The sequence below is a fragment of the Leptospira kanakyensis genome, assembly GCF_004769235.1.
GTDB lineage: Bacteria > Spirochaetota > Leptospiria > Leptospirales > Leptospiraceae > Leptospira_A > Leptospira_A kanakyensis.
The window spans coordinates 550,649-576,383 of the sequence record NZ_RQFG01000005.1; the positions used below are offsets into that span (position 1 = coordinate 550,649).

A 25,735-nucleotide genomic window follows, 5' to 3' on the forward strand; every position below is an offset into this window, starting at 1 on the left:
AATTTAATCGTTGCCAGCATAGTAGCCTATGCTTCTAGCGGTTTATGGATGAGAATGCTTGTCGTTTTTGTTCGTAAAATGAATGGCTGGAAGATTTAGCCGAAAAATTCCGAGGAGAGGATTCAAGGATTCTCCCCCCGGTTTTGGTCAGGCCTGAGGCAGATCGTTTTATGGCGCCCAGGGTTAGGTTCTTTTTTTTATAGTTGGTGCGTACTGACTATTTAGACGAACATAATCTTCTCGTCAATAACATTATCGTCTCAGGGTAACGATACCTTAAGCTCCATTTGCCTTATTTAGGGGCAAATGGAAGGAGGGTAATAGTATGAAGAATAATGAAGAGGACTTTGTTGTGATCTTCGTTAAGTCATACTACCATCGTGGGTTAAAGAGACGGATATTTGCACATCAATATGGGCTCGAAGCTTTTCAGCTTAAGATTCCAAAAAGCAAATATCGTCCTCCTTCCACATAGGGAGTATGATTGAATAAGTAGTCAGATTAGTGGGCGTTTGAGACGAGACTGATTTGGCTACTTGTTTTTTTTTAAAATCCCCATTCTCTAAAATTCTTAAAAAAACCTGGCCGTTTCAAAACTATAAACCGATTTTGTAAAATATGGATAGTATGGACTCGCTAAAACTAGCTGAAGAAGTTACGGATGAAGAACTTAAAAAAGACTCTATCTACGTAATCTATATGGGATTACCAATGAGGCTTTATCAAAATGCAGATGTCCCTATTTTGTGGGGATTTTGGAGCTGGTTACCTGTGGTTTTTGCGGTGGAACCTATTTTTGGATTTGATAGTTGGAGTTTTAAGCCCTACCCTAAAGGAAAATATCTTCAATCTCTTTGGAGGTTTTTATTTCCTCAAACTGAACATGAATAGAATTTCTCTGGCAGTTTCCTCTCTGATTTTTTCGTAAAAAATATCCTCTGTCATTAAACTGTGAACCAGCCTATCTAGGCTGGCTCCTATTTCACTCAACCAAATCTCACATTCGTCTTCCTTGACATCAAACATTTTTATACCTAACTATCTGTTTAGTATATTTCCCACCACGGACATTTGGCAAGGTTTTTGTCTAAAGAGCCAAAGAATTTTTACTTTACCTATATTTTTTTTAGAACTAAATTTTCGTTAGGTTGCAATAAAAGGATTTTATTATGTTCGCATTTGTTTTTATAGCGTTTCTAAATCCGATCGTTCTTGTTTATGATTTATGGAATAATAGCTTGGCTTGGGTATATACCAATTATTTTTCAGATTACAAAGATCGGTTAGTTGATGTTTGTCCACATTTGGGAACAATTCCGAGTTCAGAAAAGGTTGATAAAGCTTTAATGCAAGGAGAAGAAGCGAAGCCTGAGAAATATAAAAGGATTTATGTAGAAGATCATCGAGGGAGGACCATGCATTACGCAAAGATTTTTGTTTCTGATGTAAAAAATATAAATAACCCAGGTGAGCTTAGTTGGTTTCTTCGCGAGTATAAAGATATTTGTGGACTCGATCGTCCACCATACTACGAAGAAATCGAGTATATCAAGAATGCGAGAGCAAACGGGACCGAATTACCAAAAGCACTTGAATGAGTTTTGCCGCTTGTGCTCGTGTTAAAAGATCAAATGGTTTGTTGTATTGCCTTTGTGCAAACTGATCTAAATCAAATTGCTTTCCTGCTTTCTTAATCTCATTGCAAATTTCAATTGCTTTCATTACTTGAGAATAAGACCTCTTTTGGAGTTTATATCGTAACAACTCCAACTTACTTTTCTTCTGTTTCGAATAATACTCCTTTCTTAATTCATTCAGTCTTGCAACGATAAGCACCGCTTTGCCTGGAGTTAAGTTGGAAATAGATTCTTCTTTTACAGATTCAAAAACAATTTGTTTTAACTGGTCCTTTGTTAAATGTATTTCATTTGCAGTGGCCCAAATCTTTTTTAGATGTTCTGCGGATAGTTTCTTTACCTCTCTCATATTAAATTGTCCTCAAAAGTATTCTATGTCTCTAAAATCAGTTTGACAATTGTTTTTTTTGTGATAGGCCGTTAGGTGATCATGGACAAATCAAAACAAAAAATCAAATTATCGAAGGAGACTTCCAAACTATTCTATACAATTCCTCACTTTGCGCGTCTTTGCGAAATGAGCACCAAACATATCTATCGCGAGATAGATCGTGGAAATATCCCTGCATATGCGCTTTCTGAGAGATCTACACGAATTCTGATTTCAGAAGCACAGGAGTATTTAAACAAAAAGAGATTAAAGCCAAAAGAAAAACAGGTCTGCTCATGTTGTGGTCGCTTCCACGAATCAAAATTAAAGTAAAATAAAAAAGTTAGGACATAAGGGACACTTGAGGCCACTGTTATTATTTCGTTCTTTTATTTTATAAAAGGTTCATTCACATAGAATTTAACTATTGTGAGTGCACAGACAAAAACATTAAAATTTAACGAGGAAGGTTGGGCGAAACTTGATAACGGTTTACTGATACACAATTCAGGTAATGCCCGTGTAGAGTTTCGTTCCAATCTTCTTGCGCAGATCGACAATAAACCAAGCGAAAGTTCAGCAAAGTTTTCTCCAGTCGCGGAGACAAGTGAATATGCAGAGTTTATGTTTCGTATGTTGTCGATGGTTCTCATTCCAGGTTGGTGGGTTGATTTTAGTGAGGAAGGAGTTCTTGAAAAAGCAACGAACCTTTTCAAAACAAAAATCTATACAGACCATATAACGAATGTGAGAAATTCTGTTGGAGCAACAAGAGATCCAGTCTTTTCAAATCGAACAGGAGTTAATGGGGTTGATGCAGTGTTTCGTATTTTTAAAAACATTGCTCCTGAAATTGTAACGCGTTTACAAACAGATCCCCCATTGATTGATTCCAATTCTGTTGGGATCATCTTTCAATTTAAACGGTCACACGTTGATTTGGATGGCTTCTATTGGCGATTAGGTGAAGAAGTGGACGGTCAGATTGTTCGTTTGATCGCAACTAAAATCTTAAAAATCCCGGAAACTTCTCTCGTTGCAGCTGGTGCTGATCCTACTGCTAAAAAATTCCATTCTGTTACTAGCACTCATTTTGAAGAACAAAACCCTAAGGAGAATGAAGAAATGCCGCAAATCAAACGCGCTATTTTGTCAACTTTGGGGGTAGATATGAAAAAACTCGGTCTGTCCGTTGGGGAGGGTGAGTTTATTGATCTACCGTCAGAAAAACTAGAGGCTGTGCTTTCACAAGCGGGGCAAACCATCGAATCCCTAAACGGGAAACTCAAAACCGCTGAACTTTCACAAGATCAAGCGGAGTCAACGACTGCAAAATTTTCTAAGATATTCGGTTTAGAAACTTTTCCTGCGACTTTTGAATTTGATTCGAAAATTTCGGAAGTGGTAACTCTTCTCGAAGAGCCAAAGAAATTATTGCAAACTTACGTGGAAAAAGCTCTTACCGCCTATCGGTTGTTTACTTCGAATAAACCAGATCCTATCATCGAAAAAATGATTCAGTCTGCAAACATGGAACAGGTGAAAGCGTTTTGTGCTCAATACGGTGCGAAACTTGAAGAGAAACATCCACTGAAATGTGGATCCTGTGGTTCGGACCAACTAACTCGTGCATCGAGTGAGTTTTCCGAAAATGATAAAACGGCTGTAGAAACCAAAAAGAACGCCGGTAACTATAAAATTGGAGGAAAGTAATGGGACTATCTGATGATCCTTTTGACCCAGGTCTTGTTGGAGTCATTCCTCCAACGCTAATAACACTTAAACAAAGTGGATTCACTCAAGCTGATGTTGGGAAAGCAGTAAAAGTTTCAGCAAACAAAACTGTGGCATTGGCTGCCAATAACGAGATTCCCCTTGGTCAACTCTCGTCCGTTGAACCTGGTATTGCAGCCGTGAAAGTGGCTGGAATGCTCGAATTTGAGTATTCAGGTACGGCACCAACACTTGGGTTGATAACAGTTCAAAGTGATGCTGCCGGAAAACTAAAAGTCGCTGCAACCGGACTATCTGTCCGAGTGGTTAACGTCGATACAAGCGCAAGCAAGTTCACATTTATTCTGTAAGGAGGAAGACATGGCAGACACAATAACAAAAGAAGGTCTCGTTAAGCTAGAGTTAGATGCTGGTATTTACGCAGATGCAAAATCCGAAGGAATGTCAATGAATGAATTCCTCGAACAAAAAGAAGTTAAAGCAGGTTATGATCCAGCAAATCCAATTGGAAAAGATCTAACTGCCTTTGAGCGCCAATTGATGGCCAATGACATTCCAATCGGGAAGGCAAATTTCGCTGTAGAGGATTTCATCAAGGCATCCCCGATGTCAAAAGTTCTCTTCCCTGAGTTTATCAACCAAAATATCTACCTTGGAATGAACTCTGGGAAATTGGATGTTAAACTCGACGATACTCATAGTGTCAAAACAAGAGTTTCCCAAGGTTCTGCAAAATCAGTGGCCCTTGATATCAACGCATCCGACCTTAAGGCCAAGGCAAAATCAAAGGAAGGATCCCAATTCCCGCGAGCCGTAATCGCCACAAAGGAAAACGCAATCTCTACTCGCAAAGTTGGGATTGAAATTGACTTCACTTATGATGCGTTAAAGCGGCTTCAAGTTTTAAAAGCACAGCACATCTTTCAGGTCTTTGGTTGGAACTTATCTAAACAAATCACTCACAGAGCGTTGCAAGTGATTAAGCAAGGTGACGGAAATGCAAATACTGCAATCCTTCCGACTGAGACTGCAACTTCCACTTGGAAATATTCTGATCTAGTAAGTCTACTTTTGAATCCGACGAAAGGAGCTGAGTTTACTCACGCAGTAGTTCATCCAGCATTCTTGGAAAAAATTCTTACGGATGAAACGAATTTCAAACAATTCCAATCTGTAAATGTTTTGGAAGGTTTCTTAAAGGATGGTGAAGTTGCAGGTTTCTTTGGAATCGATTGGAAAACTCACCAAGAGATGGATGCTGATTCTGTTATTGTTTGGAATAAGAACTTAACTCTCGAACTAATCGAAGATGCAGCTGGTCAGTTAGTAGAAAGTGACAAATTCATCCGAGAGCAAATCCAAGGTAGTGTGATTTCATACGACTTTGAGTTCGCGAAACTTTTCTCAAACAGTTGCGCTCAAAAGAACAAGAAGGCGTAACACAAAACCTAAATAAAATCCGGCATATATGCCGGATCAGAATTTCATTAATCACAGGAGGAAAAATGAAGTTAAACATCACAGCTATCCTGGTAGCAATTTTAATGTTTGTAGCAACAAGCATTTTTGCTTATCAGAACAAACCAAAACAATCGGGAACCTTGGTCGTTTCCTTTGAAATTGAATCCTCTGCGATTTCTCAACCTGAAATCGTAGCGCAAGATTTCGACGAAGCGAGTTTCGATTTCAACTTTCCGACAAACTATAGTGACTTTAAAATTTTGGATTTTCCCAAAGGCAAACCCAATCGAACAACAAAAAGAAACCTCATGTATAACAAACCGTATTTGGTTTCCATTGTCTTTTATAATCCGCCTAACGGCGATTTTTCTATTTTAGTCACTTAGTTTTAATCCGAGAAAATTTGTATGTTAAACAAAGTGCAGGAAATAAAAAAAATGATTCGCATTAGACCAAAAGACCTTGATCTGAGTGATAAGGCAGAGGGAAATTTGCCCACTCCTTACGAATCATTTTTGGAAACCTGTGCTTTGTTCGCACGAACTAAAATCGACTACTGGGGATATCCTGTTCCCTCGCAAGAGCCTTATGATTCCAAACTTCTATCTGCCGAGCTTTTATTGATCAAAGCAGAGATTGCTGAAGAATTCGGTTTCGATGAAAGTTTTAATCCTGAAGAAGTATCCTCCGGTGGATCCGAAGGTACTAAGGTTAAACGCTCTCGTTTGGGTGCCGAAGAACGCGGGGAAATTGCAGAAGGACTGAGAAACAAAGCATATCAAATTCTTTTCGGAAAACTTCCTACTCCTTTTGAAGGAGTGGCTTAAGATATATGAGCATCCGGTCAATGCTTGAGCGAGGATTCCGAGATACGACGAATGCTGCCGTCACGCTTCTTTCCAAGGAAGTTCTTCCTGGAAAACAAGGATTAAACTCTAAAAAGGAAGTATCTTGGAAACCAATCGGTAGTATGGAATGTAATTGGATTTGGACCAATTCCGATGAAGACAAATCTGCCGGTGAACGCCAAACATATTCCGCCATTTGCCAAATTCTAACAGAAGACCTTGGGGACATTGTGATCACTCAAGATTGCCGCATTCTACGTTCTGCAGTGGCTTTACCAGATAATTTAAAGAATGATAATGAACATTGGCTAATTTCTACCATCCATCCAGCCCAAGAGCTTGATGGTTTTTCTGTTAGGCGAGTGGAAGTATATAAGCCAAAAGCAGGAGGAAACTCCGTATGATGTCCGTTACAGATTCATTTGGCCCTATGCTATTGAGAGCCGCTAAAAAAGGTTCGAAGGTTTTAGAAAAGACCCAAGCTAAGAATGCGGCGATTCTTCAAGCCAACATAATCAAAGGAATTCGATCACAAAAATATAGAACTAACTGGCCAGAGCTAAGTGAAGCGACAAAGGAACGAAAAAAGAAACTACGTCTTTCCCCATTGATTCTAATCGCTCATGGTGAATATTCAGCAAGTTATGAAACTCGTAAACATGACAGTACCACCTATGAAGTAGGAACCAACGCACCTCAAGCTCGCAGGTTGGAATTTGGTTTTGAAACAGGAGGAACGAAAGAGCGAGCTCATGTTCGCCCTGCTATGAAAGATTCTATCGAACCTATTCGTGAGAACTATGGAGAGGCAATCTCGGAGATCTTCAAATGAAAGTACATCATATCACTTATATCAAAGCAATGATTGCCAGCTGTGTTACAGTGCCCGAAAACCTGGAGTCAGAACTTGATCAAACACCGACCCCTATCATTCCAGAAGATAAAGTTTTTGAATATGTTCCCAAACTTGATGAGCTGCAGGAATCAATACCATGTGCCATCATAAAATTCAACGGGTCGACAAATCGAAATTGGAAAAATCGAAAACACCGATTAGCAACGATTCATCGAGATGAAGGAAAGTTTTTTAAAAACGCAGTTCGCAATGTAGAACAAGAGATCAAATACACTATAGACTTCTGGTTCAGTGATCCAGCTTTGGATGTAATTAGTTCTGTAACTGATCGAGGGATACTCGATCAGTGTTTGCTGTATGTTTCGAGTCATCGCAATGCAAAGACTGCAGAAGGTATTCCTTTTGAAATTAGATCAGGAATGACCAATGTAGTCGATGATCCAGAATCGCCAAACGGCTATTACAAACTTCCCTTTGAAATTATTTTTAGGGATGGTCTTTATACAATTGAAGAAGAAGAGACATTAGCAGGAGTCACTCTAGAGATTCAAGAACCTGTTCGGATTGAGAGGAAATAATGGATCGTTACCAAATTAAAACGACCGTCGATCAAATACGGATACCAGATGGTGCCGTAATCAAAAAAAGCTTGGTGGATATTGTATCGCAACACGATTGCGAAGAAGTCTTGGAACGGTTCGCAATTGAACTAACACAACTGGCGGGACCAAAGGAAATCCCGATTACAGAACTAACAAACGTTCAATTACTTCATATCCACGGAGTATGGGCAGAAACTAGCTCCTCGGCCAATGTAAGAAAGGATGAACCAGCTCCTTTCGAATTCGAGCTAAACGATTCGGAAGTTTGGGTAAAAACCAGAGAATTGAAGTTAGCAGGATTAGAGAATCTTACTCTTTTACGTGTAAGGTGTCCTGTATCCGATATCAAAATGAAATGTGTATTTTTTGTCGGCGCAAAAGGAGGCGAGTAAAATGGGAATCAGTTCAGTAAATACAACACACCAAAGCGGTGGTCTTAACAATTCAGAAGGATTCGAAGATCAGATCCATGCAAAAATTGGTGAAGCAGAAATGGGAGAACCGAACAAGTTCAAACTTATTTTCTCAACTCAAGAAGCAAAAGATTATTTTGGACAAGGGCCACTCGTAGATTCTCTCCAACAGCACTTCGAAGAATTCGATGAGGCGGCTGGAGAAGTTCCTGTACCTGTCCTTGCTGGAAGACCTGCCAGTGATACCGTGGGAACCGTTGAACCTCCCATCCCTTCTGAAATCAATACAGGGACGGCCACAGCACCGACAACCAGTGGAACTCCAACTGGTTCTCGGAAAGTTGTTTTACGGATCACAAAGGCGGGAGCTCTCGGAGCAGCTGAAGTTCGTAAGTCTGAAGACGGAGGAGTTAACTTTTCTCCTCCTGTCGTTTTACCTATCAGCGGAGTGATTGCGCTTGCTGTTGGAGTTTCGGCTACATTTACGAATGCCACAACACCTGCAGATACTTTCAAAGTTGGAGATACTTGGACATTTATCATCAAAGCACCTTCTGCATCGATGGTAAGTGTTTTAGAATGTTTTCGAGCATTGAAACAATTAGATCAGGCTGACCAACCTTTCTATTTTGTTCACGTTTTAAAGGGAGTTACACGAGCTGTTGCAGTTTCTATAGGACAGTTACTTACTGAAATGCGTAACGAAAAATTATTCCGATTGTTTGCAGTCGTTGAGATTGAAGGAAAACAAACGGAACTAGCAGCTGAAACAATTCCGGCATACTTCCAACGAATGCAAGATGAATGGGATTCTTTCAAAAGTGAAAACGTTTGTGTGGTTGGTGCTGAAGGCCGTTACATTTCAGGGGGAATTGAATCTGCTGGTGGCTGGAATGCAGCTAAAGAAATTTCAGAGGCTAACGAGGTCTATCGAAATGCAGCTACCTACCTTTGTGCTCGGATCGCAGCAAGTCGTGTCAATGAAAGTGCGGCTTGGGTGAAGAAGAACAAATCACGGACTTTTATTGGAATTCGTTATTGGAACGGAGCATACAACACTTATTTAAAACCATTAGATAAAATTGGTTTAACGATGCTTGTAATGTATCCAGATGAGAGAGGTGTTTTTATCGCGAGTGATAATCTTATGGCTCCGTCAGACTCGGACTTTCAGTTCATTCCCGAAATGAGACGTAAGAATAAAATCGAACGTATCATTTACAAAACTTCTCTTCCATTTCTAAAAATGGACACTGAGACAAACTCCGGTTCTGGCGGATTGGATGCAGTAAAAGCCTACTGTGATAAAGCCGTTTCCGAAGCGATGGAAATCGCAGGAAAATCAGAGATTTCTGGACACGAAATTGTTTTAGGAAAGATCAAGAAAGTTGGGAACCAAAAGGTTTTACCAGCAACAATCAAAATGTTCATCAAGGATCGAATCGATGCGATTCAATGGACGACCCAATTCGGGGAAGCGGCATAATAAGGAGAGTCAGTAAATGAGCGTTAAACCTGGTGATGTTTTACCACAGAGTTTGAGTTTCGAAAATTTTACAGCGAATGTAATGGGAAGAGAGCTGATCAAGTTCTCAGAATTCTCATTAGATTATGAAAAGGAAGTTGCCTTTAAACTTGGAAAAGGCGGAGAGCCAGTTTCCTGGTCAGTAAAAAGTTACAAACGATCTGCAAAAATGAAAGTTCAGCTTGGTGAGTTGAAATACATGTTTCAAGCGGCAATTGCAATGGGTGGGGATTTGTTAAAACTTCCACCTTTTCCAGTTACGGCTTCTGCAGAAAGTGAGGATGGAACATTCAAACTCACGATTCCTGCAGTTACAATTACAAAAGTACCATTGTCTTTTAAGGAATCCGATGATACTTCAGAAGTAGAATTGGATCTTGCAGTAACAAGTTACCCAATCATCACATTCACATAGTTAGGAGGTAAATTAATTATGGAAACAAGTGCAGAACATACAGTTTCGCTTTCAGATTTTAAAGCTGCGATGGATTTATTTCCGAAGGAATACATCCCTGTAACAGAACATTTCCTTGAGGAGTATAAGGAACCGATTTCCACAGTGAAACGTTTCCTTGAGCCAATGGGTGGTCTTCATCTCCTGGAAGCAGACGAAAAATCAATCCTAGTAAGAATTCCTTCAAAAGAAATTTTGGAGAAAATCCAAAAGCGATCAGACAAACTAACAGGAATAGAAGCTGATCTGCAGTTCATTTCGGACTGTTCGGTTTATCCAAATTCTAATGTTTTCCAAAGTTGGATTAACTTAGGAAGTGCAGGACTTGCAAGTTCATTTGCAAAGAAGCTACTGCAATTAGCAAAGGTTAACCAAGAGGTGACCGCAAAAAAGCTCTAAAGGATAGGAAAGAGGAACTTAAAACAGCTTATTTACAGCTACAACTTCTGAATGGGTTTTTCTTTCCGGAAAAACCTATGCCAGATGTTTTAGACATTGAAGGATTAATCAACCTGAATGAAGACGTGAATTGGATTCAGGAACGGTTGATTGATATCATCGCAGCTGGCGTTAACAGGGGACTTGCGAAGTCATTTTCCTCTTGACCTTTTTTTGGAAACACAGGTAGTCTAACATATATGAACAACAAAGAACAAAAGGAGCGAATGGAGCGGCTAAACCATGCATTGCATGTCAATATAGCACGGGACAATAGAAATATTAATCTAACATGTCTCGCTCTCATAGTTCCTTTTTTTGGTGTTTACTTCGCAAGGAAGATCGATGATAAATCGTATCGAACTCTTGCATACGTGTTAAGTTTCGCAAACTTTATGATTACTGTGTTTCCATTGGTGTATGAGCAATGGAAACATTCGAATTAGGGGTCGTTCTCAGTCTTAAGGATGGGATGTCCAGTGGGGTTCAAAAGCTAAAAGACCACTGGGATGAACTTCGCAATTCCCTTAAACTAACAGAAGACCAAGTTACATCTATAGATCGCAGTTTCGCAACCTCCCAAAAATGGGGAAAAATCATGGCTTGGGGTGCAGCTGCGACTCTGGGCTTTTCCACAAATATGGTGTCGGCTAGGATGGAAACATCCAAACTAGAAAAAGAACTCCAGACACTTGGTTTTTCCATAGAAGAAGTACAGTCTCTTTCTGCAGCTGGTTCTCACCTATCTGTTGAAACTGGAATCGATAAAACAGAAATTCTCTCAGGGATGTATGATTTAAAATCTGCAGTCGAAGGATTAGAATCAGACTCACTCCCCAAATTTGCTGAATCAGTAAAAAAAACAGCAATTGCAACCAAGGGATCCTTCGCAGACTTATCAAAGTTATTTGGTATGACATACAACCAATACAAGACTATGTATTCAGGTATGTCCGACGCTGATTTTGGAAGAATGGTTGGAAATACAATCACCGAAGCATCACGTTTGTATAGAACAGATGGAGCTGCGATGAATCAGGCAATGAATAGTCTAGGTTCAGCAGCAGCTTCGCTAAACGTTACATTCACGGAACAATCTGCGGTTTTAGGAAGATTGCAAAACGTTATGAATCCAGGAGAAGCCGGAACAGCCTACCGAGCTTTCCTTTCTAAAATTGGTCCCGGTATGAAATCCATTGGATTAAGTGCGACTGATGCGACCGGTAAACTCAAATCAATGCCAATGGTCTTACAAGAGATCAACAATAAGTTTGGTGACATCGATGCCACTAATGATCTTCCTACTTTGATCAAAGCATTCGGAGAAGAAGGTGTAAAAACAATTCTGAACTTAATGCCTCATGTTGGAAAACTTCAGCAAGATATTGATTATCTTGGTGGTACCGTAGATAAGATGGATTTTTCTGCATTTGAAACGGCTTCGGAAACAGTAACGGCTAATACGGGAGCGCAATGGCATAGAGTGACAAGCTCTATAAAAGCGTTAGGTGATACATTCGCAAGCGTAACGGATGGTCCCGTTTCAGGTTTTCTAGAGATGATTGCCGATGGAACTGGCCACTTGATAGAGTTCGTGAATGAAAGCGAAAAGTTTCGGTTTATTGCTGGCTGGCTTCTTGTCGCAATACCTCCATTTTTTGCACTCTTGGGAGCTGTGATTTCTTACGTCTCCTTTATGAAAGCGTATACTGCGGTCAAAGCAGCCGCTGCCATTGCAAATACTAGATACACTGGAACTATCTTATTAGAAACAGGAGCCGTTTTTTATAACGCTGGAGCGTGGGTAATGAATAAGGTTGCCTTACTTGGTCAAATCGCAGCTGTCCGAGCTGCAGCCATTGCTCGAACTACTAACATCGCGTTACTCGGTGTTGAACGAACTAGTATCACTGTAACAGGTATGGTTTATGCGGTGTTGTCCGGGAAGACTTCTCTTGCGACGGCTGCACAATGGGCTTTCAATGCGGCTTTATCGGCAAATCCAGTTGGAGCCGTTATACTTGCATTAGTTGCATTGATCGCTGTGGTCGTATTGGTCATCAGCTACTGGGATGAAATTTCTTCAGAGGTAAGTTCCGCATGGCAAGAGCATAAACAACTAATTAGTGTTTTGCTGGCTCTCAGTGGGCCAATCGGATGGACTATTGCCGCATTAGGTCATATTGTAGAAAATTGGGAAGCCATCACTGGCGCAGTTCAAAAAGCGTATGTTTGGACGAAGAAATTTTTTGCAGATCAAACGGGGAAAAGAGAAATTGATTTAGAATATGGTATTGGTCAGGCTGATTCTAAAATTAAAGCATTAGAAAAACAACGTCAAAACATGCTGAAAGCAGGAATGAGCGGATCTCAAACTTACAAAGGGCTTGAGGAATCAATTTCTGCTTTAAAAAGCAAACGAGCAAATGATGAAGCGGAGCTTGGCCAGATTTCTGCATTTAAATCTCAAATCCAAACGCTTGGCGAAACCAAGGAACTTTTGGAAAATCAAAAGAAAGGATTAAAATCTGGCTCTTTGGCGTTTCAAGAATACTCAACTAAAATCGGAGAAGTTCAATCGAAGATTGATGAATTAAATAAATCTGGTTACCTGGGAATGGCAAAACAACCAAGCGCAGCTATACCAGTGGCGGCCACTTCTTCTATCTCTTCAGATAATGTTTTAAAAGCTGCTGGTTTGAATCAGGCAACAAAACTACTCCACCAAAATGGTGGTATGAAAATGGATTTCAATCCTGCAGAATACTCGAAAGCCTTGGAAACTCCGAGTATTAATGTTTCCAATCCACTTAATAACAGTAAGCCGATCAACGGAAACAGTTTCAAAATCACAATCGAAAATATTGTCGGGAAAGCAATATTCAATTCAGGCAAGGACGGTTTCCGAGAGGCAGGTCAACTTGCAGGTCAAAGTCTCGAACAAGAACTAAGCCGCCTCGCGGCATTTTATAGATAGGATAGACGATGCTTTTAGATCCAGTACCTGGTGGTCCATTTTTAGGTTTTACTGCTGGCGATTTAGATCCATTAATAATCGGAACTTATACTTGCCCTCGCGGTACTAAGGTAACAGGTTATAGGCCAAAAAATCATTCTGCAACTCAAGTTCAAGGTGCGATTGGTACGGTCAAAGAAGTTGTCGGTTATGACGATTGGCATCTAACTATCGAGTTTGAATATGTTTCCCCGGTTGGTTTACAGGCTATGGCTCTCAAAGAACTGAAGGAAATTTTAGCCGTATGGGATCAACTTGATTCGGTTACGGTTATCCATCCCAAACTAAATGCATTGAATATTAAATTCATCCTGCTCACCAAAATCGATCTCCCTGATGAAGACCGAGCGCACGAATTGCCAGTGAGACTCGAAGCCCTTAGTGATGACCCATTTTTCGATTTGGAGAATCCTCTATGATTTCTGGTAAAAGTAATGAACGAATTCATGTTGTGACCTTTGGCGAAACATTACAGAGAATCGCAGCTTACTACTGGGGAGATTGGACTCTTTGGCCAGTCCTCCGCGATGACAATGCTTTCTACAATTCCAAGTTAGGATTCAAATGGTGCGACGATCTTAAGGAAGGAATGAAACTTTTCGTCAGACGGGAATTGCCAGTTTCTAACCAAGTGCATACGGTAACGGACATCGACACTTATACAAGTTTGTCTGATCAATACTACAAAACCGAACACTTTGCATACTTAATTCGAAATATAAACAATTCTCAAATTCTTAAATATTCACTAGGAGGTGAGATAGTTATTCCAGCTCTCGTGGATAAACGTGTTTTCCAGGCTGCACAAATGAGGTTAAACTAATGGCCTTCATTATGAAACAACGATTGGAAGTCGGTCTCATCACACTTCATAAAATCTTGGAAGCGGAACTTACCGAAGGAAGAAAAGAGCCTTGTGCTGAACTTCGTATCAAACTCCCAAAAGGCAAAGGCTACAATTCACAGCTGATCAAAAAAGGCCAGGAAGTGAAATGGTATGCTTGGTATGATGGTAAACTGCCTACGAAAGGAGAAATACTTGAATTCGAAGGTGAAGTAGTTGATGTTTCTCCGAAACAACCGTTGGAAATTGTCTGCAGAGATGGAATGTTTGCGATGCAACAGAAGAAGTTGAGTAAAAATTTCTATAACGTAAGTATAGAAAACTACCTTCAACAGATAGCACCAGCGGGTGTAGCGATCAAAGTGGATCCTGGAATTGCAGGATTAAAAGTTACGATGGATACTAATGGACGGAGCGGAGCATGGGCTGCAATGCAACTCCGCAAACGCGGAATTGATGTTTTCTTTCGAGGAGGAATTCTTTATGCTCAGGATCCAACGAAGGTTATAAGTCCAAGTATACCAAAACGATTTCGGTTAACACATAATATCATCAAAGATGAAGTTTCTACTCGCGAAGGAAAAGACATTACCATTGTTGTTCGAAGCTACCAACCGGAAACAGGAAGAACGTTGGAAGGTAGGTTTGGAAAAGGTGATTCTCATTTTGTTGATGTTGATCGTCTTTCACAAAAGGAAGCCCTTGAGCTCGCTAAATCAATTTATAAAGAAATCGCTGGGAAGGGATTGGTTGGAAAGTTTGAAGCCTTCGGAGCTCCTTCGGTAAAACATTCTGAAATTATTCGTTTCGAAGATCCAGATGATTCCAAACGTACGAAAAATGTTTTTGTAGAAAAGGTAGTAAAGACCTGGCTCGCTAGAGATTCAAAATACCGTCAAAATATTCATCTTTCCGTTGTTGATTTTAAAGGTGCAGAATGAGCATTGCTGATGATCTAGTAACCATATTCCTTGCAAACTTTTCTTTTCATTGGCCCTCAATCGCTACGGTTAGAAATATTAAGAAGGAGCCAAATCCCTCGACAGGTGATTCTGGATTACTTACCGCAATCATCAACAATGCATCTAAAGACGATATTCAGTTTTTTCCTCCATTCGTTCCCAAGACAGGAAGTAAATGTTTGGTCATCTCATTGGAGAATCGATCGGATAGATCGATAGCTATTGGATTCAATCAAATAGAAAAAATCAAAGGTCAAATTGGATCCATCCTTAAATACGAATTATCTGAATCAGGACTTAAAATAAACCTTACACCCCTGGAAGTAAAAATTGAACCTACCGGGGTCACCATCGGATCAGGTACAATAACAGCACCGAATACAATCTTACTTAAAACGTATTTAACACAGTTGGATGCAAGTTTACAATCGCTTTACACTGCCATAAAAGTTGCTCTTATCACTCCGTCGGATGGGGGAAGCTCCTTGAAAGGGAGCTTGGTCGCTGCGATAGAATCTATTCCATTACCGGCTGTTCCTGCAGAATTAGATAAAACAAATCTGAAATATTCGGTAGGTGGATAAAAAGTTAGGACATAAGAGACAGTGGACATCGATTTTACAACAAAGACCTTGCGATCCTTAAGAGAAGAAAAAGAGTAATATCGTGGACTTTGCAACAGACTCAGTAACGAAGGATCTCGCGTTTGAAGAGAAAACGAAGGAATTAAAAATTCTGGATCATGATCGAGACATCATATCTTCTATGTTAATTGAGGCATTTGACATGCCGATTGCAGACGATCTCGACTTTCCTGAAATCTATAGTCGGCAACGATCTTTCCTTAAAAGTGATGATTTAGTTTCTTCCCAAGAACGTATGTCTGATATCCAACGAGTGCTTGGATATTTCCCAACAATCGATTCGCGCACTATTGAAGTCACAAACAAAGACAAACAAAAACCTATCGGAATTTATTTCCGTACAAAAACAAATGCAGAGGTTGCTCTGTCGTTATGAGGATCCAAGATTTCGCACTTAAATACAATCTTCCGACTCATGAAGTAGAAGGACTGAAAGATCGAGCAAGGTTTTGGGCCAGAGAAAACCTCGCAGAAAAACTTCTTATCTTTATCTATTGTCAAGTTTTTGGTATGTTCCCAGGTGGTTACGAAAATGAAACTATCGAGGAAGAAATTTTACAAAACATTAGATTGTTAATTCAAGATGAACTTCAATCTGCAAACACAACATGGTCCAGTGTAAAGATCGCTACTTTCACAAATGCACTAATCACAAACCTTTCAACGGCTCTCCAAAACTTATTTACTCAAGCTATTTCAGAAGAAGCATCAATAAGGGAAAACGACGACTTACATCTCTCTAACAATTTGATGGCAGTAATCAATAACGAGGCAACGGCAAGAATTTTAAACGACGCTGAAATTGTTGGCCAGCTGAACGATCATAAGAGCAATATTAGCAATCCGCACTCTGTTACAAAAGAACAGATTGGCCTCGGCAGTGTAATTGATGCTTTACAATTGACTGTCTTAGACATTCTAACCAGTCATACTTCAACAGCAACTAACAAAGCGGCATCGGCTTATTCAGTAAAACAATTGGCAGATCAGATTCATACCATAAATGAAATTCTTTCTTCTGATGATGTGGATCTTGATACTTTACAAGAAATTGTTAATCTTATTAAAGAAAATGCAGTGGATCTCGCAACATACGCGACAGGAAAAGTTAACGTTTCTGATATCGTGAACGACACTGATTCCGAGATAGCGAACAAACCGGCTTCTGCAGGAACTGTGTTTCGGTTAAATGTGGATAAAGCAAATAAATCGGATACATACACAAAATCTGAAGTTGATACAGCTTTGGGTGGAAAAAGAAATTCAGGAAATATTCCTGCAGCTGAAGTGAATGAAACGACTTCACGTAGATTTGTATCTGATGCTGAAAAGGATCAATGGAATAATATCATTCATGATTTAGGAAATATTTCTGGTTCAGTTGCCGCCATATCCTTGAATGCAAAACGAACATTTAAAGCAACCTTAACAGGGAATGTCACTTTTTCTGAAATCTCTGGTGGTTCAGAGGGAAACGTTTATTTAATTCGTTTAAAGCAAGATGCAACTGGCGGTAGAACTGTAACATTACCATCCAACATCATAATTCCGTCTTTAGAAACTCCTGATCTTGGAGCCAACAAAAGAAGCCTCCTCACTGTATATAAAGACGAAACTGATTTTATTGGTTCTTGGAAAAAAGGTTGGTAGAACGGTGTTAGCCAGCCTATTACTCACCTCACAAAGCGTAGTCGGATACGAAAACGTTTCATATGAAAGTAAAGATGTTATTCCAGCGCAATATGAATATTTTGTTCCAGTGGTAGGATCACACTACGAAATACTGGGATACGATGGAAGTATGCTCTTCTTCACCATCAGAGCTTTGTCTCCATTTGAAATTTATGATGGAAACGCAGCCTGGCTGGCATCACATCAGATGTTTGTTACCATCGTCACTTACCCAGGCAGCAATCAGTGGGGGCGACGATGGATACCTGAATCAATCAATTGGAATCCAAGTGGCAATACTGGATACAAAACAATTGCAGAATGGAACGCACTCCAAGCAGATATTACTGCTGGCATCAAACGGAATTTGGTTGGAACACCACGTTATTCATAAGTGTGAGCATAAAATAAATGATAATTCATACTACAAAAGAAAATGTTCAAAGAGAGGTCATTAGGTTCGTTGAAAATGATGAAAATCAACTTTTCAAGGGTCACGATTTAAAATCTCCGTTATCGAAAACTGGTACAATCTTACGGGCCATAGGAAATGCAATTTTCCTTTTCATAGACAAGAACTTAATCGCCTTCCAAAATGCTCTACATCCTTCTACTATGGAAGAGGAAGATGTTCATTTATCACTAGCAGATTTAGGTGATGAATGGAAAGAAGCTACAACCGCCAAACATAGAATTCGTATCGGCTCATCAGTGCAGCCGGTTTATAAAGTCCCGATTCCTGCAGGTTACGTTGTCGCAACAACCGACAGGAAAATGCGTTTCCAAACATTGCAGGAAGGTTTATTGCCAGCGTTGGTTCCTGCTGATTCAAACGGAAAATACACCATTGAATTGATCTGTGAATGTATTACATCTGGACTTGAAGGTAACGTAACACCTAATTCAATTACAGAACATGTCGATTATATTCCCGAAATCGACGTTGTATATAATCCAGATACAATTCCTTATTCCGGTGGTCGCGATAGAGAACGGCTGCCAACGGCTCGAGAACGATTAAGACAAATTCAAATTGGTTCAACTTCACAAAAATGGACTGTTGATTGGTATATCCTAGAAGCTCTCAAATTTACTTTTGTTGAAAAAGTTGTTTTTAAATCTAGTAAAGCGCTGGGAATTCCAGGCGTTATCAAATTATTGCTGATGGGGCCTGATGGTTCCACACTTTCTTCGGCCCAACTTACCCAAATTTCGGAACACTTTAATAGTGAAGCAATGAATCCAGGAGGAGCAGCTCACGTAGTTTCTGAAAATGCCGATGGAATTCCAATCAACAAATCGTTTATGTTATATTTCGCCACTGCGGAATCAATTCCGACTAATGCAGCTATACAAGCAATCGTAGACACTTTCTTTGCTCAACTAAAGGATGAGCAATCATTTATAGTTAATGCATTCAAATCGCTTCTTTTACAATTTCCTGACGCTGTATTCTGTGACGTAGATAATGATATTGATATTATTGTTGGTTCAGGTCAAATCGCGTTCAAAGGCCCTAACTTTGACGTTATTTTGGGTGTCTACTAATGAGTGATCGTTTCACATTCAATTTTGACCATTTTGTTTGGAGAAACCAAAGACGCTCAATTAGAGAATCTAAAGATCGACATGGCTCGATAAAATGGTATTCCGTTCTGTTTTCATTTTGCATGGCTTTACAAGAGCGACTAACAAGACTAAACTGGCTATACAATCAAATAAGATTTTCAACTTCTTCTGGCAAAGGAGTCGATTGGTGGGGAAATCGTTACGAGATAAAAAGAAACAGAGAAATTAATGAAAATGACATTGATTATAAACTAAGAATCTTGTTTGAGCATAGTTACAAACAGCAAGCAGCTTCTATTTCAGTTAAACGATCATTAATTAGCACTATCACAGGAAAAAACATATCTGATATCAAAGCAGAAAAGGTTATAGATTCCCTTTTCGTAATGGGCGGTCTTATTGGCAGTATTTGTGCGTCACGGGATTATTTTTTCTATTCTGTCCGCTATTACATACCAGCAATTGATCGTATAACAAGACGCAATGTTATAAATATGTTAAATAAGACTACTATTGGTGGGAATTACTATGAAGTCTGGGAAGAACTTGACGATCTTTCAACGGTAGAATTAAGCGATGGTGAAATTTATAAGGGCGATAAGTTATCAGACGGCGTTTTAGGTCTGCAACGTTATTGGTTAGTTTATTAAGGAGGTAATATGAAGTTAAGTGGAATTGAGTGGCCGTGGAATGGAAAACCTATTTATCAAACGGATTTTTTATTTGAACATTCTTCATTTGCTTCTGAGTTAATCAATCGATTCACAGATATTTTTTCAGGTAATGTTTTTGTTGGTGGAGCTGTGACTCCGGGAACAACTCCAGGATCAGTTAATATATCTTCTTTAATTGGCTATGACGGTGAAGGTCGAAGAATCCAGTTTTCAAATATTAATAATTTACAAATATCTAGACCAGAGGCTGATTCAGTGGTTGTTGCTCGGCACAGATTTCAAGAAACTTCATCCGGAAATTTTGACTCTACAGGTTACGCGATAAATTATAGAAACAATTCTTTCGAAATTCTCTTTCTAGGAAGTGCTGAACCTAACGATATACTTTTGGCAGAAATTCGAAATATTTCTGGAACGGTTACAATTCTTTCTGATCTACGGAATTGGAGAAGAATGAATGCAGACAAGTTAAGTCCTAATTCAATCTTTAATGGATTACTTGCTCCTAACATTAAAATTGGATCTTTAGATGATCTTATAGCATCGTTTGTCGGTGGAGCTAGAATTTCTATAACCAATGCATTAAACGTTTTGATGGCAAAGTTAGAAACAGAGGTAGAATCTCTGACTTCCTCTATTACCGCTATCAACCAATTCATTACAAATAATTTACCAAATCTCTACGCCCCTAAAATGCATACACATCCAACTAGCCAGTCTGCGTTTGTCATTGATGAATGGGTAGATAGTACAAATTTTACGCATATACCTGATGTTGATGGAACTATTGTTTTGTATAAAATTTCAGCAGGAATTTCCTTTGGGAATACTTACTCTATCCATGGTCATGTAATCGGGGGAATACCTCCGGTTGGAGGCAGTCTATCTGGAATTGCTGTGAAGAGTGGCGGAGTATGGAGGAGCCAAGTAATATAGTTTAACAGTGCCAGTGGAGTTGTTGAGTAACGATTTTAGCGCTCATCGGGACCCCCGGTAATGCTCGCGGACACAATAGACATTTCATTTAGTGATTTAATGAATACAAAAAAGAATGTTACAGGAAGAAACAATCAACTTTTTGTTTCATCATTCAAAAAGAAAGTAAATAGATCAGAAAAAAAATAGATCCCCTATTTTGAGATTCTCTGATTCTAATATTTATAAGTTTCCACAACGGTTTGTAAATGTTCTCCCGTAACTTCAATGTCTTTGGCTGTCTCCAAAAGAACCAATGAATTATCAGCAATCACTTGTGTTCCAGTAGCAATGGTTTCTATCGATTTAGAAATTTCCTCAACCGCTATTTTTTCTTGTGATGCTGCATTTAGAATATGAAGGGAATTTTCATTAATTTTATGAACCGATTCTACAATACGATTGGTATCGGCAGTTTGTTTGTCTTGAGCAGAACTAACGAGTTTCGCGGTTTCTTGAATTTTTGAGATATTGTCGAGTAACTCTCTGAAACTATCTTCCGTATTCATCATAAGTCCAACACTTGTTTTGATCGCATTTTTGGTATCAGTTGTTAAGGATTGGATGTTCCTTGTGTTATGAGCAGTTTGTTCTGCTAGTTTTCCTATCTCTTGGGCAACAACAGCAAATCCTCTACCAAGATCCCCTGCCCTTGCCGCTTCAATCGCTGCATTGAGTGCAAGTAAGTTGGTTCGTTCTGATATCTCATTAATGATATTGACAACTTCATCAATGAGTTCTGCCTTTTGATTGACTATATGAATGGAATCAGCTGTGTTTTTTGTGGTTAACATTCCATCATTGGCCTGTTTATAAAATTCTTCTGTAAGATTTGTCATTCCAAACATTGCATTTGCAACTTCCGCCATTGCGGTTTTGAAATCAGAAGTAACTTTTTCAATTTCCTTTAAGTGCTCAGCTTGTGTAGAGATATTTAAAAAAACATTTTCTACTGATGCTGCTAACTCTTCTGTAGCTGCCGAAGTTTGTTCTGTGGAAGCGGCTTGGTCTTGGGTTGTTGCAGAATAATTCCTAACTAAAGTTGCCGCATCTTTTGATTTATTAGACAATTCACCAGAAACTTGTCTTAGGATAAAAACAATTTCAGTAATATTTAAAATAAAAACACCCATCCATTTTAGTAATCCACCTATTTCGTCATGAATTCCATAATCCAAATTTTCTTTTAGTTCTCCTGATCCTCTTACAATTTGGCTAATGATATTAGTGCTATTTCGTATCACAGACATTATGCTTTGAATGATTAAATATTGGAGGACAATAAAAAAAACTAACACAACCGAAGTAATAATGAAAATCGTGATTGCATATTTTTTTGCAAAATCAGCTCTTTCCGTAAATTTCTCCGACAGTTGTTTCGAAATGAGTTCATTTACATTAAAAATCTGATCAATCAAATTGGTTGTAACACCATAATACTCTATAGGTTTCAACGTTGGAATTTTTTCGTTGATCACCCTATTTTGAATCAGCTCATGTAAGGAAGGAAACTCACCTTCGGCTTTTTTATAAGTTTCAACAATGATTTTACTATCTGGATTGAATTTACTGACAGAGGTCATACTTACAGAAATAGATTCAAAATGACTCGAAACTGCCCCTATAATTTCTTGGATTAATTTTTTTTCTGATGGTTCTGCTTTTGCTCCTTTCACTATATGAGCAAGTCCAGTCCCTCGAAGTTGACCCAGTTTTTCGGCTAAATAAGGTAATTTTGTTAAAGATACATCAATCATAAAATAAGTATCTTTGTCTGGATCTAAAAATAATCCCGATGATTCTCCTACAGTATTATTTACATTTAACATCGCCTTAATCAAACGAACATGTTCTAGATAACTTTCTTTGGCAGTTAAACCGGAATTGGTTTCTTTTAACTGGTTCCAGTTTTTATAAATTTCCTTTGATTCTTTATAAACTTGGAAATGATTTCCTTCTGTTTCATTTAAGTTTACAAATGCTAAAAAAACAATATCTAGTTCGTTTTCAATTTTTACAGCTTCTTCTTTGGCTGATGAATCCCCATTCAAAAAACGAGCCATAAATCCTCGATGTTTTGCTGTGAGGCGCATCAACTTCGCAAGACTTAAATTATATTCTGCTCCTTTTAGCCGATTCAACGCACCTTCATATTCCTCTTTTTTGATTAAAACTAAATTACCTCCTAAAACCAACATAAGAATGGCCATCAGCCCAAACACAAACAATAGTTTGGTTTTAATTTTAAATTTATAAATTATCTTTTTTGGGTTCAAACTAAAACTAGACTCTAACTTGTTTGGATGTAAATAAAACAACTCAGCTTCTTTGATTTGGTTTTCCGCTGCAGTTCGGATGACATACATATAACCCAAAGTATTCCCTTCGGTGTCGTAATAAGGAGTGATGGTTGTATTTGCCCAAAAATAATTTCCTGATTTTGTCTGGTTCTTTAAAAAACCATTCCAAGGTTCATTGGCACCAAGGGTTTTATGAATATTTCGACGGATTGATTCAGGAGTTTCTGAATGTTGTATTTTTTTAATAGAATGACCCAACAATTCACTCCTTTCAAACTCGCACAATTGAACCAAATCATCGTTAACGGAGACAATATTACCGATTAGGTCTGTTTTAATGGATAAAGTGGTGTTTTGTGGGATTCTAACCTGAGAACTCATACCGATGCTCCAAACCAAATATTAAATCTAAAAAGAAATAAAAAGAGAACTTACGAATATGAAAATGTGTTAAAACAATCGAATATTTACTCTTATCTCAGGGACGTTGGAAATTCTTTTTTCTATGACCGAGAAAAAAAAGAGATTTTTTCTTTCAACCTACCTCCGACTAACAAGAAACTTTTTTCTTATATTCATTCATTTTTCCTGAATTTTTATACCAAAAATGCAATAATCCAAACCCGAGAGATTTAATTTTCCCACCAACTACCAGAAGTTTATTTCCCCTGCCGTTGGTCGGCAAACTTCCGTTAGTAAAATATTTCTTAAAGAAGTGATTCCGGGAATCTATCATAAATTCAATTAACAATGATTGGCAAAATATTTTTATTTTTGAAAAATTCCCACAATCGGAACACACAATAATATAAAAATAATTTAATGAATGTTAAATTATAACTCAAAAAAGAAACAATCTGGAACTATTCTTATAATAATTACAAATTTATATAAACAATGTTAGTTGTTATATTGATTCTAATATTTGAATTCTCTCAATTTTAAAAAATTTGAGTCGCGTTTGTTTATTTTAAAATAATACCGTGTACATTGTGTTTTCAATGTGTCACTGAGTTCTTTAAATTTTAGATTCATTCAATAAACACGAACAATCATTTTTAAAATGATTCAAAACAAGGAGAAGGAGGATCTGTAGTGGTCGTAAAAAGAAACGATGTCATTATAATCGGAGCAGGAATCGCAGGTTTGGTAGCAGCATATGAATGCCTTAACCAAGGAAAATCTGTTTTAATTTTAGAAAGAGATACCGAGGAACATTTAGGTGGTCTCGCGAAACTATCATTTGGTGGTATGGCCCTTGTTGGCACCCCATTACAAAAACGTTTGGGAATCAAAGATACTCCCACAATTGCATTGGATGATTGGTTTTCTTTTGCAAACTTCGGTTCGGAGGATGTTTTTCCAAAACAATGGGCGGAACAATATGTCCATGAAAGTCTTGGACAAGTGTACCATTGGCTTGGAAGCCTTGATTTACATTTTTTTCCAGTGGTCAATTGGGTTGAAAGAGGAGAATATAAAAGAGGCAACTCAGTTCCTCGTTATCATGTTCTTTGGGGAACTGGCCACCGTTTGGTGGAACGTTTTGAAGAATTATTAAAGAAACATCGCCACAGTGCAAAACTAACTTATTTATTCGAACACAAAGTTACAGATTTAATCAAAGAAAACGGTAGGATTGTAGGTTGTATCGCCGAACAAGAAAAAACGGGAAAGAAAGATCTAACGTTTTATGCAGATCATGTGATGGTAGCAACTGGTGGGATTACAGGATGCCTAAATAAGGTTCGTGAACACTGGCACAAACCTTGGGGTGAAGCACCAAAAGAAATGTTGAATGGATCTCACCCTTTTGCCGATGGTTTAGTTCACGATGCCGTAAAGAAACATGGCGGAAACCTCACACATTTGGATAAAATGTGGAATTACGCTGCGGGCATTCCTAATCCAAAACCACAATTTGATGCTCACGGACTCAGCCTAATCCCTTGTAAGTCGGCCTTATGGCTCGACCATTTGGGTCGTCGGATTGGACCCGAGCCAATGATGACCGGTTTTGATACCAACGAACTCTGCCGCAGGATTTCTGGATTAGAAAAACCTTATACTTGGCAACTTCTGAATTGGAGGATTGCGGCCAAAGAACTTGCCGTTTCTGGTTCAGAACACAATCCGATGATCCGTGATCGCAAACTATTTATGTTCCTAAAAGAAATTTTGCTTGGTAACCACCGCCTTGTGCGACAGTTACAAAAAGAAAGTGATCATTTTCTCGTTGCAAACAACTTACGAGAATTAGCCGATAAAATGAATCATTTGAATGGGGATCATTCGATTGATTACGAAGTATTAAAACAAGAAGTCACTCAGTATGACGATGTGATTAAACGCGGCAAAGGGCAGTGGAATGAAGACCAATTGAGGCGAATCCAACATGCAAGGTCATGGCGATCCGATCGTGTTCGTACTTGTGCACCCAAACCCATTTTGGATCCAAGTGCAGGTCCCCTCATTGCGATCAAACTTAGACTGATCACACGAAAAAGTCTCGGAGGAATCCAAACAGACTTAGAAAGCAGAGTATTAGACAAGTTAGGTGTTCCAATAGAAGGTTTGTATGCCATAGGTGAGGCGGCGGGATTTGGCGGAGGTGGTGCTAGTGGATTTAAGTCTCTAGAAGGAACTTTTTTATCTGGTTGTATACTGACAGCAAGAGCAGCTGCAAAGTCGGTCAACAACGGTGTTTCATTTAAAGGATAATCAAACAAAGGAGAATGATCG

29 protein-coding genes are annotated in these 25,735 nt (G+C 38.8%); 27 read left to right on the forward strand and 2 right to left on the reverse strand.

The window, feature by feature from the left end:
* The first annotated feature begins 627 nt into the window (after positions 1–627).
* Positions 628–891, forward strand: a complete 264-nt coding sequence (locus EHQ16_RS03185; RefSeq protein WP_135636419.1) for a hypothetical protein — start codon at positions 628–630, stop codon at positions 889–891.
* A 278-nt stretch (positions 892–1,169) separates the two neighbouring features.
* Positions 1,170–1,598: a Rossmann-fold NAD(P)-binding domain-containing protein gene (locus EHQ16_RS03190; protein ID WP_135636417.1), complete on the forward strand. Its 429-nt coding sequence runs from the start codon at positions 1,170–1,172 to the stop codon at positions 1,596–1,598.
* Here EHQ16_RS03190 and EHQ16_RS03195 read toward each other — a convergent pair.
* Positions 1,549–1,986 (reverse strand): hypothetical protein, encoded by a 438-nt coding sequence (locus tag EHQ16_RS03195; protein WP_135636415.1) that lies wholly within the window; start codon positions 1,984–1,986, stop codon positions 1,549–1,551. The two genes, EHQ16_RS03190 and EHQ16_RS03195, sit on opposite strands and share 50 nt — an antisense overlap.
* A 450-nt stretch (positions 1,987–2,436) precedes the next feature.
* Here EHQ16_RS03195 and EHQ16_RS03205 point away from each other — a divergent pair, with 450 nt between their 5' ends.
* The 24 genes from EHQ16_RS03205 to EHQ16_RS03320 all read left to right on the forward strand — a co-directional run bounded on the left by EHQ16_RS03205 (position 2,437) and on the right by EHQ16_RS03320 (position 20,654).
* The gene (locus tag EHQ16_RS03205; RefSeq protein WP_135636411.1) at positions 2,437–3,720 is read left to right on the forward strand and encodes a hypothetical protein; all 1,284 of its coding nucleotides are present in this window, start codon (positions 2,437–2,439) and stop codon (positions 3,718–3,720) included.
* Positions 3,720–4,091 (forward strand): hypothetical protein, encoded by a 372-nt coding sequence (locus EHQ16_RS03210; protein ID WP_135636409.1) that lies wholly within the window; start codon positions 3,720–3,722, stop codon positions 4,089–4,091. The genes EHQ16_RS03205 and EHQ16_RS03210 overlap by 1 nt, the downstream gene beginning before the upstream one ends.
* A gap of 10 nt (positions 4,092–4,101) precedes the next feature.
* Positions 4,102–5,181, forward strand: coding sequence for a hypothetical protein (locus EHQ16_RS03215; RefSeq protein WP_135636407.1), 1,080 nt, complete (start codon positions 4,102–4,104; stop codon positions 5,179–5,181).
* A 65-nt stretch (positions 5,182–5,246) separates the two neighbouring features.
* Complete coding sequence (locus EHQ16_RS03220) at positions 5,247–5,588, forward strand: hypothetical protein (RefSeq protein WP_135636405.1); 342 nt, start codon at positions 5,247–5,249, stop codon at positions 5,586–5,588.
* A gap of 21 nt (positions 5,589–5,609) precedes the next feature.
* Positions 5,610–6,029, forward strand: coding sequence for a hypothetical protein (locus EHQ16_RS03225; protein WP_135636403.1), 420 nt, complete (start codon positions 5,610–5,612; stop codon positions 6,027–6,029).
* Between the two features lie 5 nt (positions 6,030–6,034).
* A complete protein-coding gene (locus tag EHQ16_RS03230; RefSeq protein ID WP_135636401.1) occupies positions 6,035–6,454 on the forward strand; it encodes a hypothetical protein in 420 nt (139 codons plus the stop codon).
* The gene (locus EHQ16_RS03235) at positions 6,451–6,882 is read left to right on the forward strand and encodes a phage virion morphogenesis protein (RefSeq protein WP_135636400.1); all 432 of its coding nucleotides are present in this window, start codon (positions 6,451–6,453) and stop codon (positions 6,880–6,882) included. Before EHQ16_RS03230 ends, EHQ16_RS03235 begins: the two co-directional genes overlap by 4 nt.
* Positions 6,879–7,484 (forward strand): LIC10173 family protein, encoded by a 606-nt coding sequence (locus tag EHQ16_RS03240; RefSeq protein ID WP_135636399.1) that lies wholly within the window; start codon positions 6,879–6,881, stop codon positions 7,482–7,484. The genes EHQ16_RS03235 and EHQ16_RS03240 overlap by 4 nt, the downstream gene beginning before the upstream one ends.
* On the forward strand, positions 7,484–7,900 hold the full coding sequence (locus tag EHQ16_RS03245) for a hypothetical protein (RefSeq protein ID WP_135636398.1): 417 nt from the start codon (positions 7,484–7,486) through the stop codon (positions 7,898–7,900). The genes EHQ16_RS03240 and EHQ16_RS03245 overlap by 1 nt, the downstream gene beginning before the upstream one ends.
* Before the next feature lies 1 nt (position 7,901).
* On the forward strand, positions 7,902–9,407 hold the full coding sequence (locus EHQ16_RS03250) for a DUF2586 family protein (RefSeq protein WP_135636397.1): 1,506 nt from the start codon (positions 7,902–7,904) through the stop codon (positions 9,405–9,407).
* A 16-nt stretch (positions 9,408–9,423) separates the two neighbouring features.
* Complete coding sequence (locus EHQ16_RS03255) at positions 9,424–9,861, forward strand: hypothetical protein (protein ID WP_135636395.1); 438 nt, start codon at positions 9,424–9,426, stop codon at positions 9,859–9,861.
* A gap of 18 nt (positions 9,862–9,879) precedes the next feature.
* The gene (locus EHQ16_RS03260; protein ID WP_135636393.1) at positions 9,880–10,299 is read left to right on the forward strand and encodes an LIC_10177 family protein; all 420 of its coding nucleotides are present in this window, start codon (positions 9,880–9,882) and stop codon (positions 10,297–10,299) included.
* A 77-nt stretch (positions 10,300–10,376) separates the two neighbouring features.
* Positions 10,377–10,505: a hypothetical protein gene (locus EHQ16_RS19625; RefSeq protein ID WP_279632360.1), complete on the forward strand. Its 129-nt coding sequence runs from the start codon at positions 10,377–10,379 to the stop codon at positions 10,503–10,505.
* 260 nt (positions 10,506–10,765) lie between these two features.
* Positions 10,766–13,315: a phage tail tape measure protein gene (locus EHQ16_RS03270; protein WP_135636389.1), complete on the forward strand. Its 2,550-nt coding sequence runs from the start codon at positions 10,766–10,768 to the stop codon at positions 13,313–13,315.
* An 8-nt stretch (positions 13,316–13,323) separates the two neighbouring features.
* Positions 13,324–13,773 (forward strand): DUF6046 domain-containing protein, encoded by a 450-nt coding sequence (locus EHQ16_RS03275; protein WP_135636387.1) that lies wholly within the window; start codon positions 13,324–13,326, stop codon positions 13,771–13,773.
* A complete protein-coding gene (locus EHQ16_RS03280) occupies positions 13,770–14,177 on the forward strand; it encodes a LysM peptidoglycan-binding domain-containing protein (protein ID WP_135636385.1) in 408 nt (135 codons plus the stop codon). The genes EHQ16_RS03275 and EHQ16_RS03280 overlap by 4 nt, the downstream gene beginning before the upstream one ends.
* Positions 14,177–15,139 carry a late control protein gene (locus EHQ16_RS03285; RefSeq protein ID WP_135636383.1) on the forward strand — a complete coding sequence of 321 codons (963 nt, stop codon included), beginning with the start codon at positions 14,177–14,179 and terminating at the stop codon, positions 15,137–15,139. The genes EHQ16_RS03280 and EHQ16_RS03285 overlap by 1 nt, the downstream gene beginning before the upstream one ends.
* The gene (locus EHQ16_RS03290; RefSeq protein ID WP_135636381.1) at positions 15,136–15,744 is read left to right on the forward strand and encodes a hypothetical protein; all 609 of its coding nucleotides are present in this window, start codon (positions 15,136–15,138) and stop codon (positions 15,742–15,744) included. The genes EHQ16_RS03285 and EHQ16_RS03290 overlap by 4 nt, the downstream gene beginning before the upstream one ends.
* Positions 15,745–15,826: 82 nt before the next feature.
* A complete protein-coding gene (locus EHQ16_RS03295) occupies positions 15,827–16,180 on the forward strand; it encodes an LIC10183 family protein (RefSeq protein WP_244241906.1) in 354 nt (117 codons plus the stop codon).
* The gene (locus EHQ16_RS03300) at positions 16,177–17,454 is read left to right on the forward strand and encodes a hypothetical protein (RefSeq protein WP_135636379.1); all 1,278 of its coding nucleotides are present in this window, start codon (positions 16,177–16,179) and stop codon (positions 17,452–17,454) included. The genes EHQ16_RS03295 and EHQ16_RS03300 overlap by 4 nt, the downstream gene beginning before the upstream one ends.
* Positions 17,455–17,563: 109 nt before the next feature.
* A complete protein-coding gene (locus EHQ16_RS03305) occupies positions 17,564–17,869 on the forward strand; it encodes a hypothetical protein (RefSeq protein ID WP_135636377.1) in 306 nt (101 codons plus the stop codon).
* Positions 17,870–17,886: 17 nt separating this feature from the next.
* Positions 17,887–19,023 carry a baseplate J/gp47 family protein gene (locus tag EHQ16_RS03310; RefSeq protein ID WP_135636375.1) on the forward strand — a complete coding sequence of 379 codons (1,137 nt, stop codon included), beginning with the start codon at positions 17,887–17,889 and terminating at the stop codon, positions 19,021–19,023.
* Positions 19,023–19,694 (forward strand): hypothetical protein, encoded by a 672-nt coding sequence (locus EHQ16_RS03315; RefSeq protein WP_135636373.1) that lies wholly within the window; start codon positions 19,023–19,025, stop codon positions 19,692–19,694. Before EHQ16_RS03310 ends, EHQ16_RS03315 begins: the two co-directional genes overlap by 1 nt.
* 9 nt (positions 19,695–19,703) lie before the next feature.
* Positions 19,704–20,654 (forward strand): hypothetical protein, encoded by a 951-nt coding sequence (locus EHQ16_RS03320; RefSeq protein WP_135636371.1) that lies wholly within the window; start codon positions 19,704–19,706, stop codon positions 20,652–20,654.
* Positions 20,655–20,869: 215 nt separating this feature from the next.
* On the opposite strand, the gene EHQ16_RS03325 is transcribed toward EHQ16_RS03320, so the two are convergent.
* The gene (locus EHQ16_RS03325) at positions 20,870–23,374 is read right to left on the reverse strand and encodes a methyl-accepting chemotaxis protein (protein ID WP_135636369.1); all 2,505 of its coding nucleotides are present in this window, start codon (positions 23,372–23,374) and stop codon (positions 20,870–20,872) included.
* Between the two features lie 714 nt (positions 23,375–24,088).
* Here EHQ16_RS03325 and EHQ16_RS03330 point away from each other — a divergent pair.
* Entirely contained in the window at positions 24,089–25,714 is a 1,626-nt protein-coding gene (locus EHQ16_RS03330; protein ID WP_135636367.1) for an FAD-binding dehydrogenase, read from the forward strand.
* Positions 25,715–25,735: the final 21 nt, after the last annotated feature.

Bases quoted from the DNA above. Each gene is read 5' to 3' on its own strand.
- EHQ16_RS03185 (WP_135636419.1), top strand. From the start codon at position 628: ATGGACTCGCTAAAACTAGCTGAAGAAGTTACGGATGAAGAACTTAAA.
- EHQ16_RS03190 (WP_135636417.1), top strand. From the start codon at position 1,170: ATGTTCGCATTTGTTTTTATAGCGTTTCTAAATCCGATCGTTCTTGTT.
- EHQ16_RS03195 (WP_135636415.1), bottom strand. From the start codon at position 1,986: ATGAGAGAGGTAAAGAAACTATCCGCAGAACATCTAAAAAAGATTTGG.
- EHQ16_RS03210 (WP_135636409.1), top strand. From the start codon at position 3,720: ATGGGACTATCTGATGATCCTTTTGACCCAGGTCTTGTTGGAGTCATT.
- EHQ16_RS03215 (WP_135636407.1), top strand. From the start codon at position 4,102: ATGGCAGACACAATAACAAAAGAAGGTCTCGTTAAGCTAGAGTTAGAT.
- EHQ16_RS03220 (WP_135636405.1), top strand. From the start codon at position 5,247: ATGAAGTTAAACATCACAGCTATCCTGGTAGCAATTTTAATGTTTGTA.
- EHQ16_RS03225 (WP_135636403.1), top strand. From the start codon at position 5,610: ATGTTAAACAAAGTGCAGGAAATAAAAAAAATGATTCGCATTAGACCA.
- EHQ16_RS03230 (WP_135636401.1), top strand. From the start codon at position 6,035: ATGAGCATCCGGTCAATGCTTGAGCGAGGATTCCGAGATACGACGAAT.
- EHQ16_RS03235 (WP_135636400.1), top strand. From the start codon at position 6,451: ATGATGTCCGTTACAGATTCATTTGGCCCTATGCTATTGAGAGCCGCT.
- EHQ16_RS03240 (WP_135636399.1), top strand. From the start codon at position 6,879: ATGAAAGTACATCATATCACTTATATCAAAGCAATGATTGCCAGCTGT.
- EHQ16_RS03245 (WP_135636398.1), top strand. From the start codon at position 7,484: ATGGATCGTTACCAAATTAAAACGACCGTCGATCAAATACGGATACCA.
- EHQ16_RS03250 (WP_135636397.1), top strand. From the start codon at position 7,902: ATGGGAATCAGTTCAGTAAATACAACACACCAAAGCGGTGGTCTTAAC.
- EHQ16_RS03255 (WP_135636395.1), top strand. From the start codon at position 9,424: ATGAGCGTTAAACCTGGTGATGTTTTACCACAGAGTTTGAGTTTCGAA.
- EHQ16_RS03260 (WP_135636393.1), top strand. From the start codon at position 9,880: ATGGAAACAAGTGCAGAACATACAGTTTCGCTTTCAGATTTTAAAGCT.
- EHQ16_RS19625 (WP_279632360.1), top strand. From the start codon at position 10,377: ATGCCAGATGTTTTAGACATTGAAGGATTAATCAACCTGAATGAAGAC.
- EHQ16_RS03270 (WP_135636389.1), top strand. From the start codon at position 10,766: ATGGAAACATTCGAATTAGGGGTCGTTCTCAGTCTTAAGGATGGGATG.
- EHQ16_RS03275 (WP_135636387.1), top strand. From the start codon at position 13,324: ATGCTTTTAGATCCAGTACCTGGTGGTCCATTTTTAGGTTTTACTGCT.
- EHQ16_RS03280 (WP_135636385.1), top strand. From the start codon at position 13,770: ATGATTTCTGGTAAAAGTAATGAACGAATTCATGTTGTGACCTTTGGC.
- EHQ16_RS03285 (WP_135636383.1), top strand. From the start codon at position 14,177: ATGGCCTTCATTATGAAACAACGATTGGAAGTCGGTCTCATCACACTT.
- EHQ16_RS03290 (WP_135636381.1), top strand. From the start codon at position 15,136: ATGAGCATTGCTGATGATCTAGTAACCATATTCCTTGCAAACTTTTCT.
- EHQ16_RS03300 (WP_135636379.1), top strand. From the start codon at position 16,177: ATGAGGATCCAAGATTTCGCACTTAAATACAATCTTCCGACTCATGAA.
- EHQ16_RS03310 (WP_135636375.1), top strand. From the start codon at position 17,887: ATGATAATTCATACTACAAAAGAAAATGTTCAAAGAGAGGTCATTAGG.
- EHQ16_RS03315 (WP_135636373.1), top strand. From the start codon at position 19,023: ATGAGTGATCGTTTCACATTCAATTTTGACCATTTTGTTTGGAGAAAC.
- EHQ16_RS03320 (WP_135636371.1), top strand. From the start codon at position 19,704: ATGAAGTTAAGTGGAATTGAGTGGCCGTGGAATGGAAAACCTATTTAT.
- EHQ16_RS03325 (WP_135636369.1), bottom strand. From the start codon at position 23,374: ATGAGTTCTCAGGTTAGAATCCCACAAAACACCACTTTATCCATTAAA.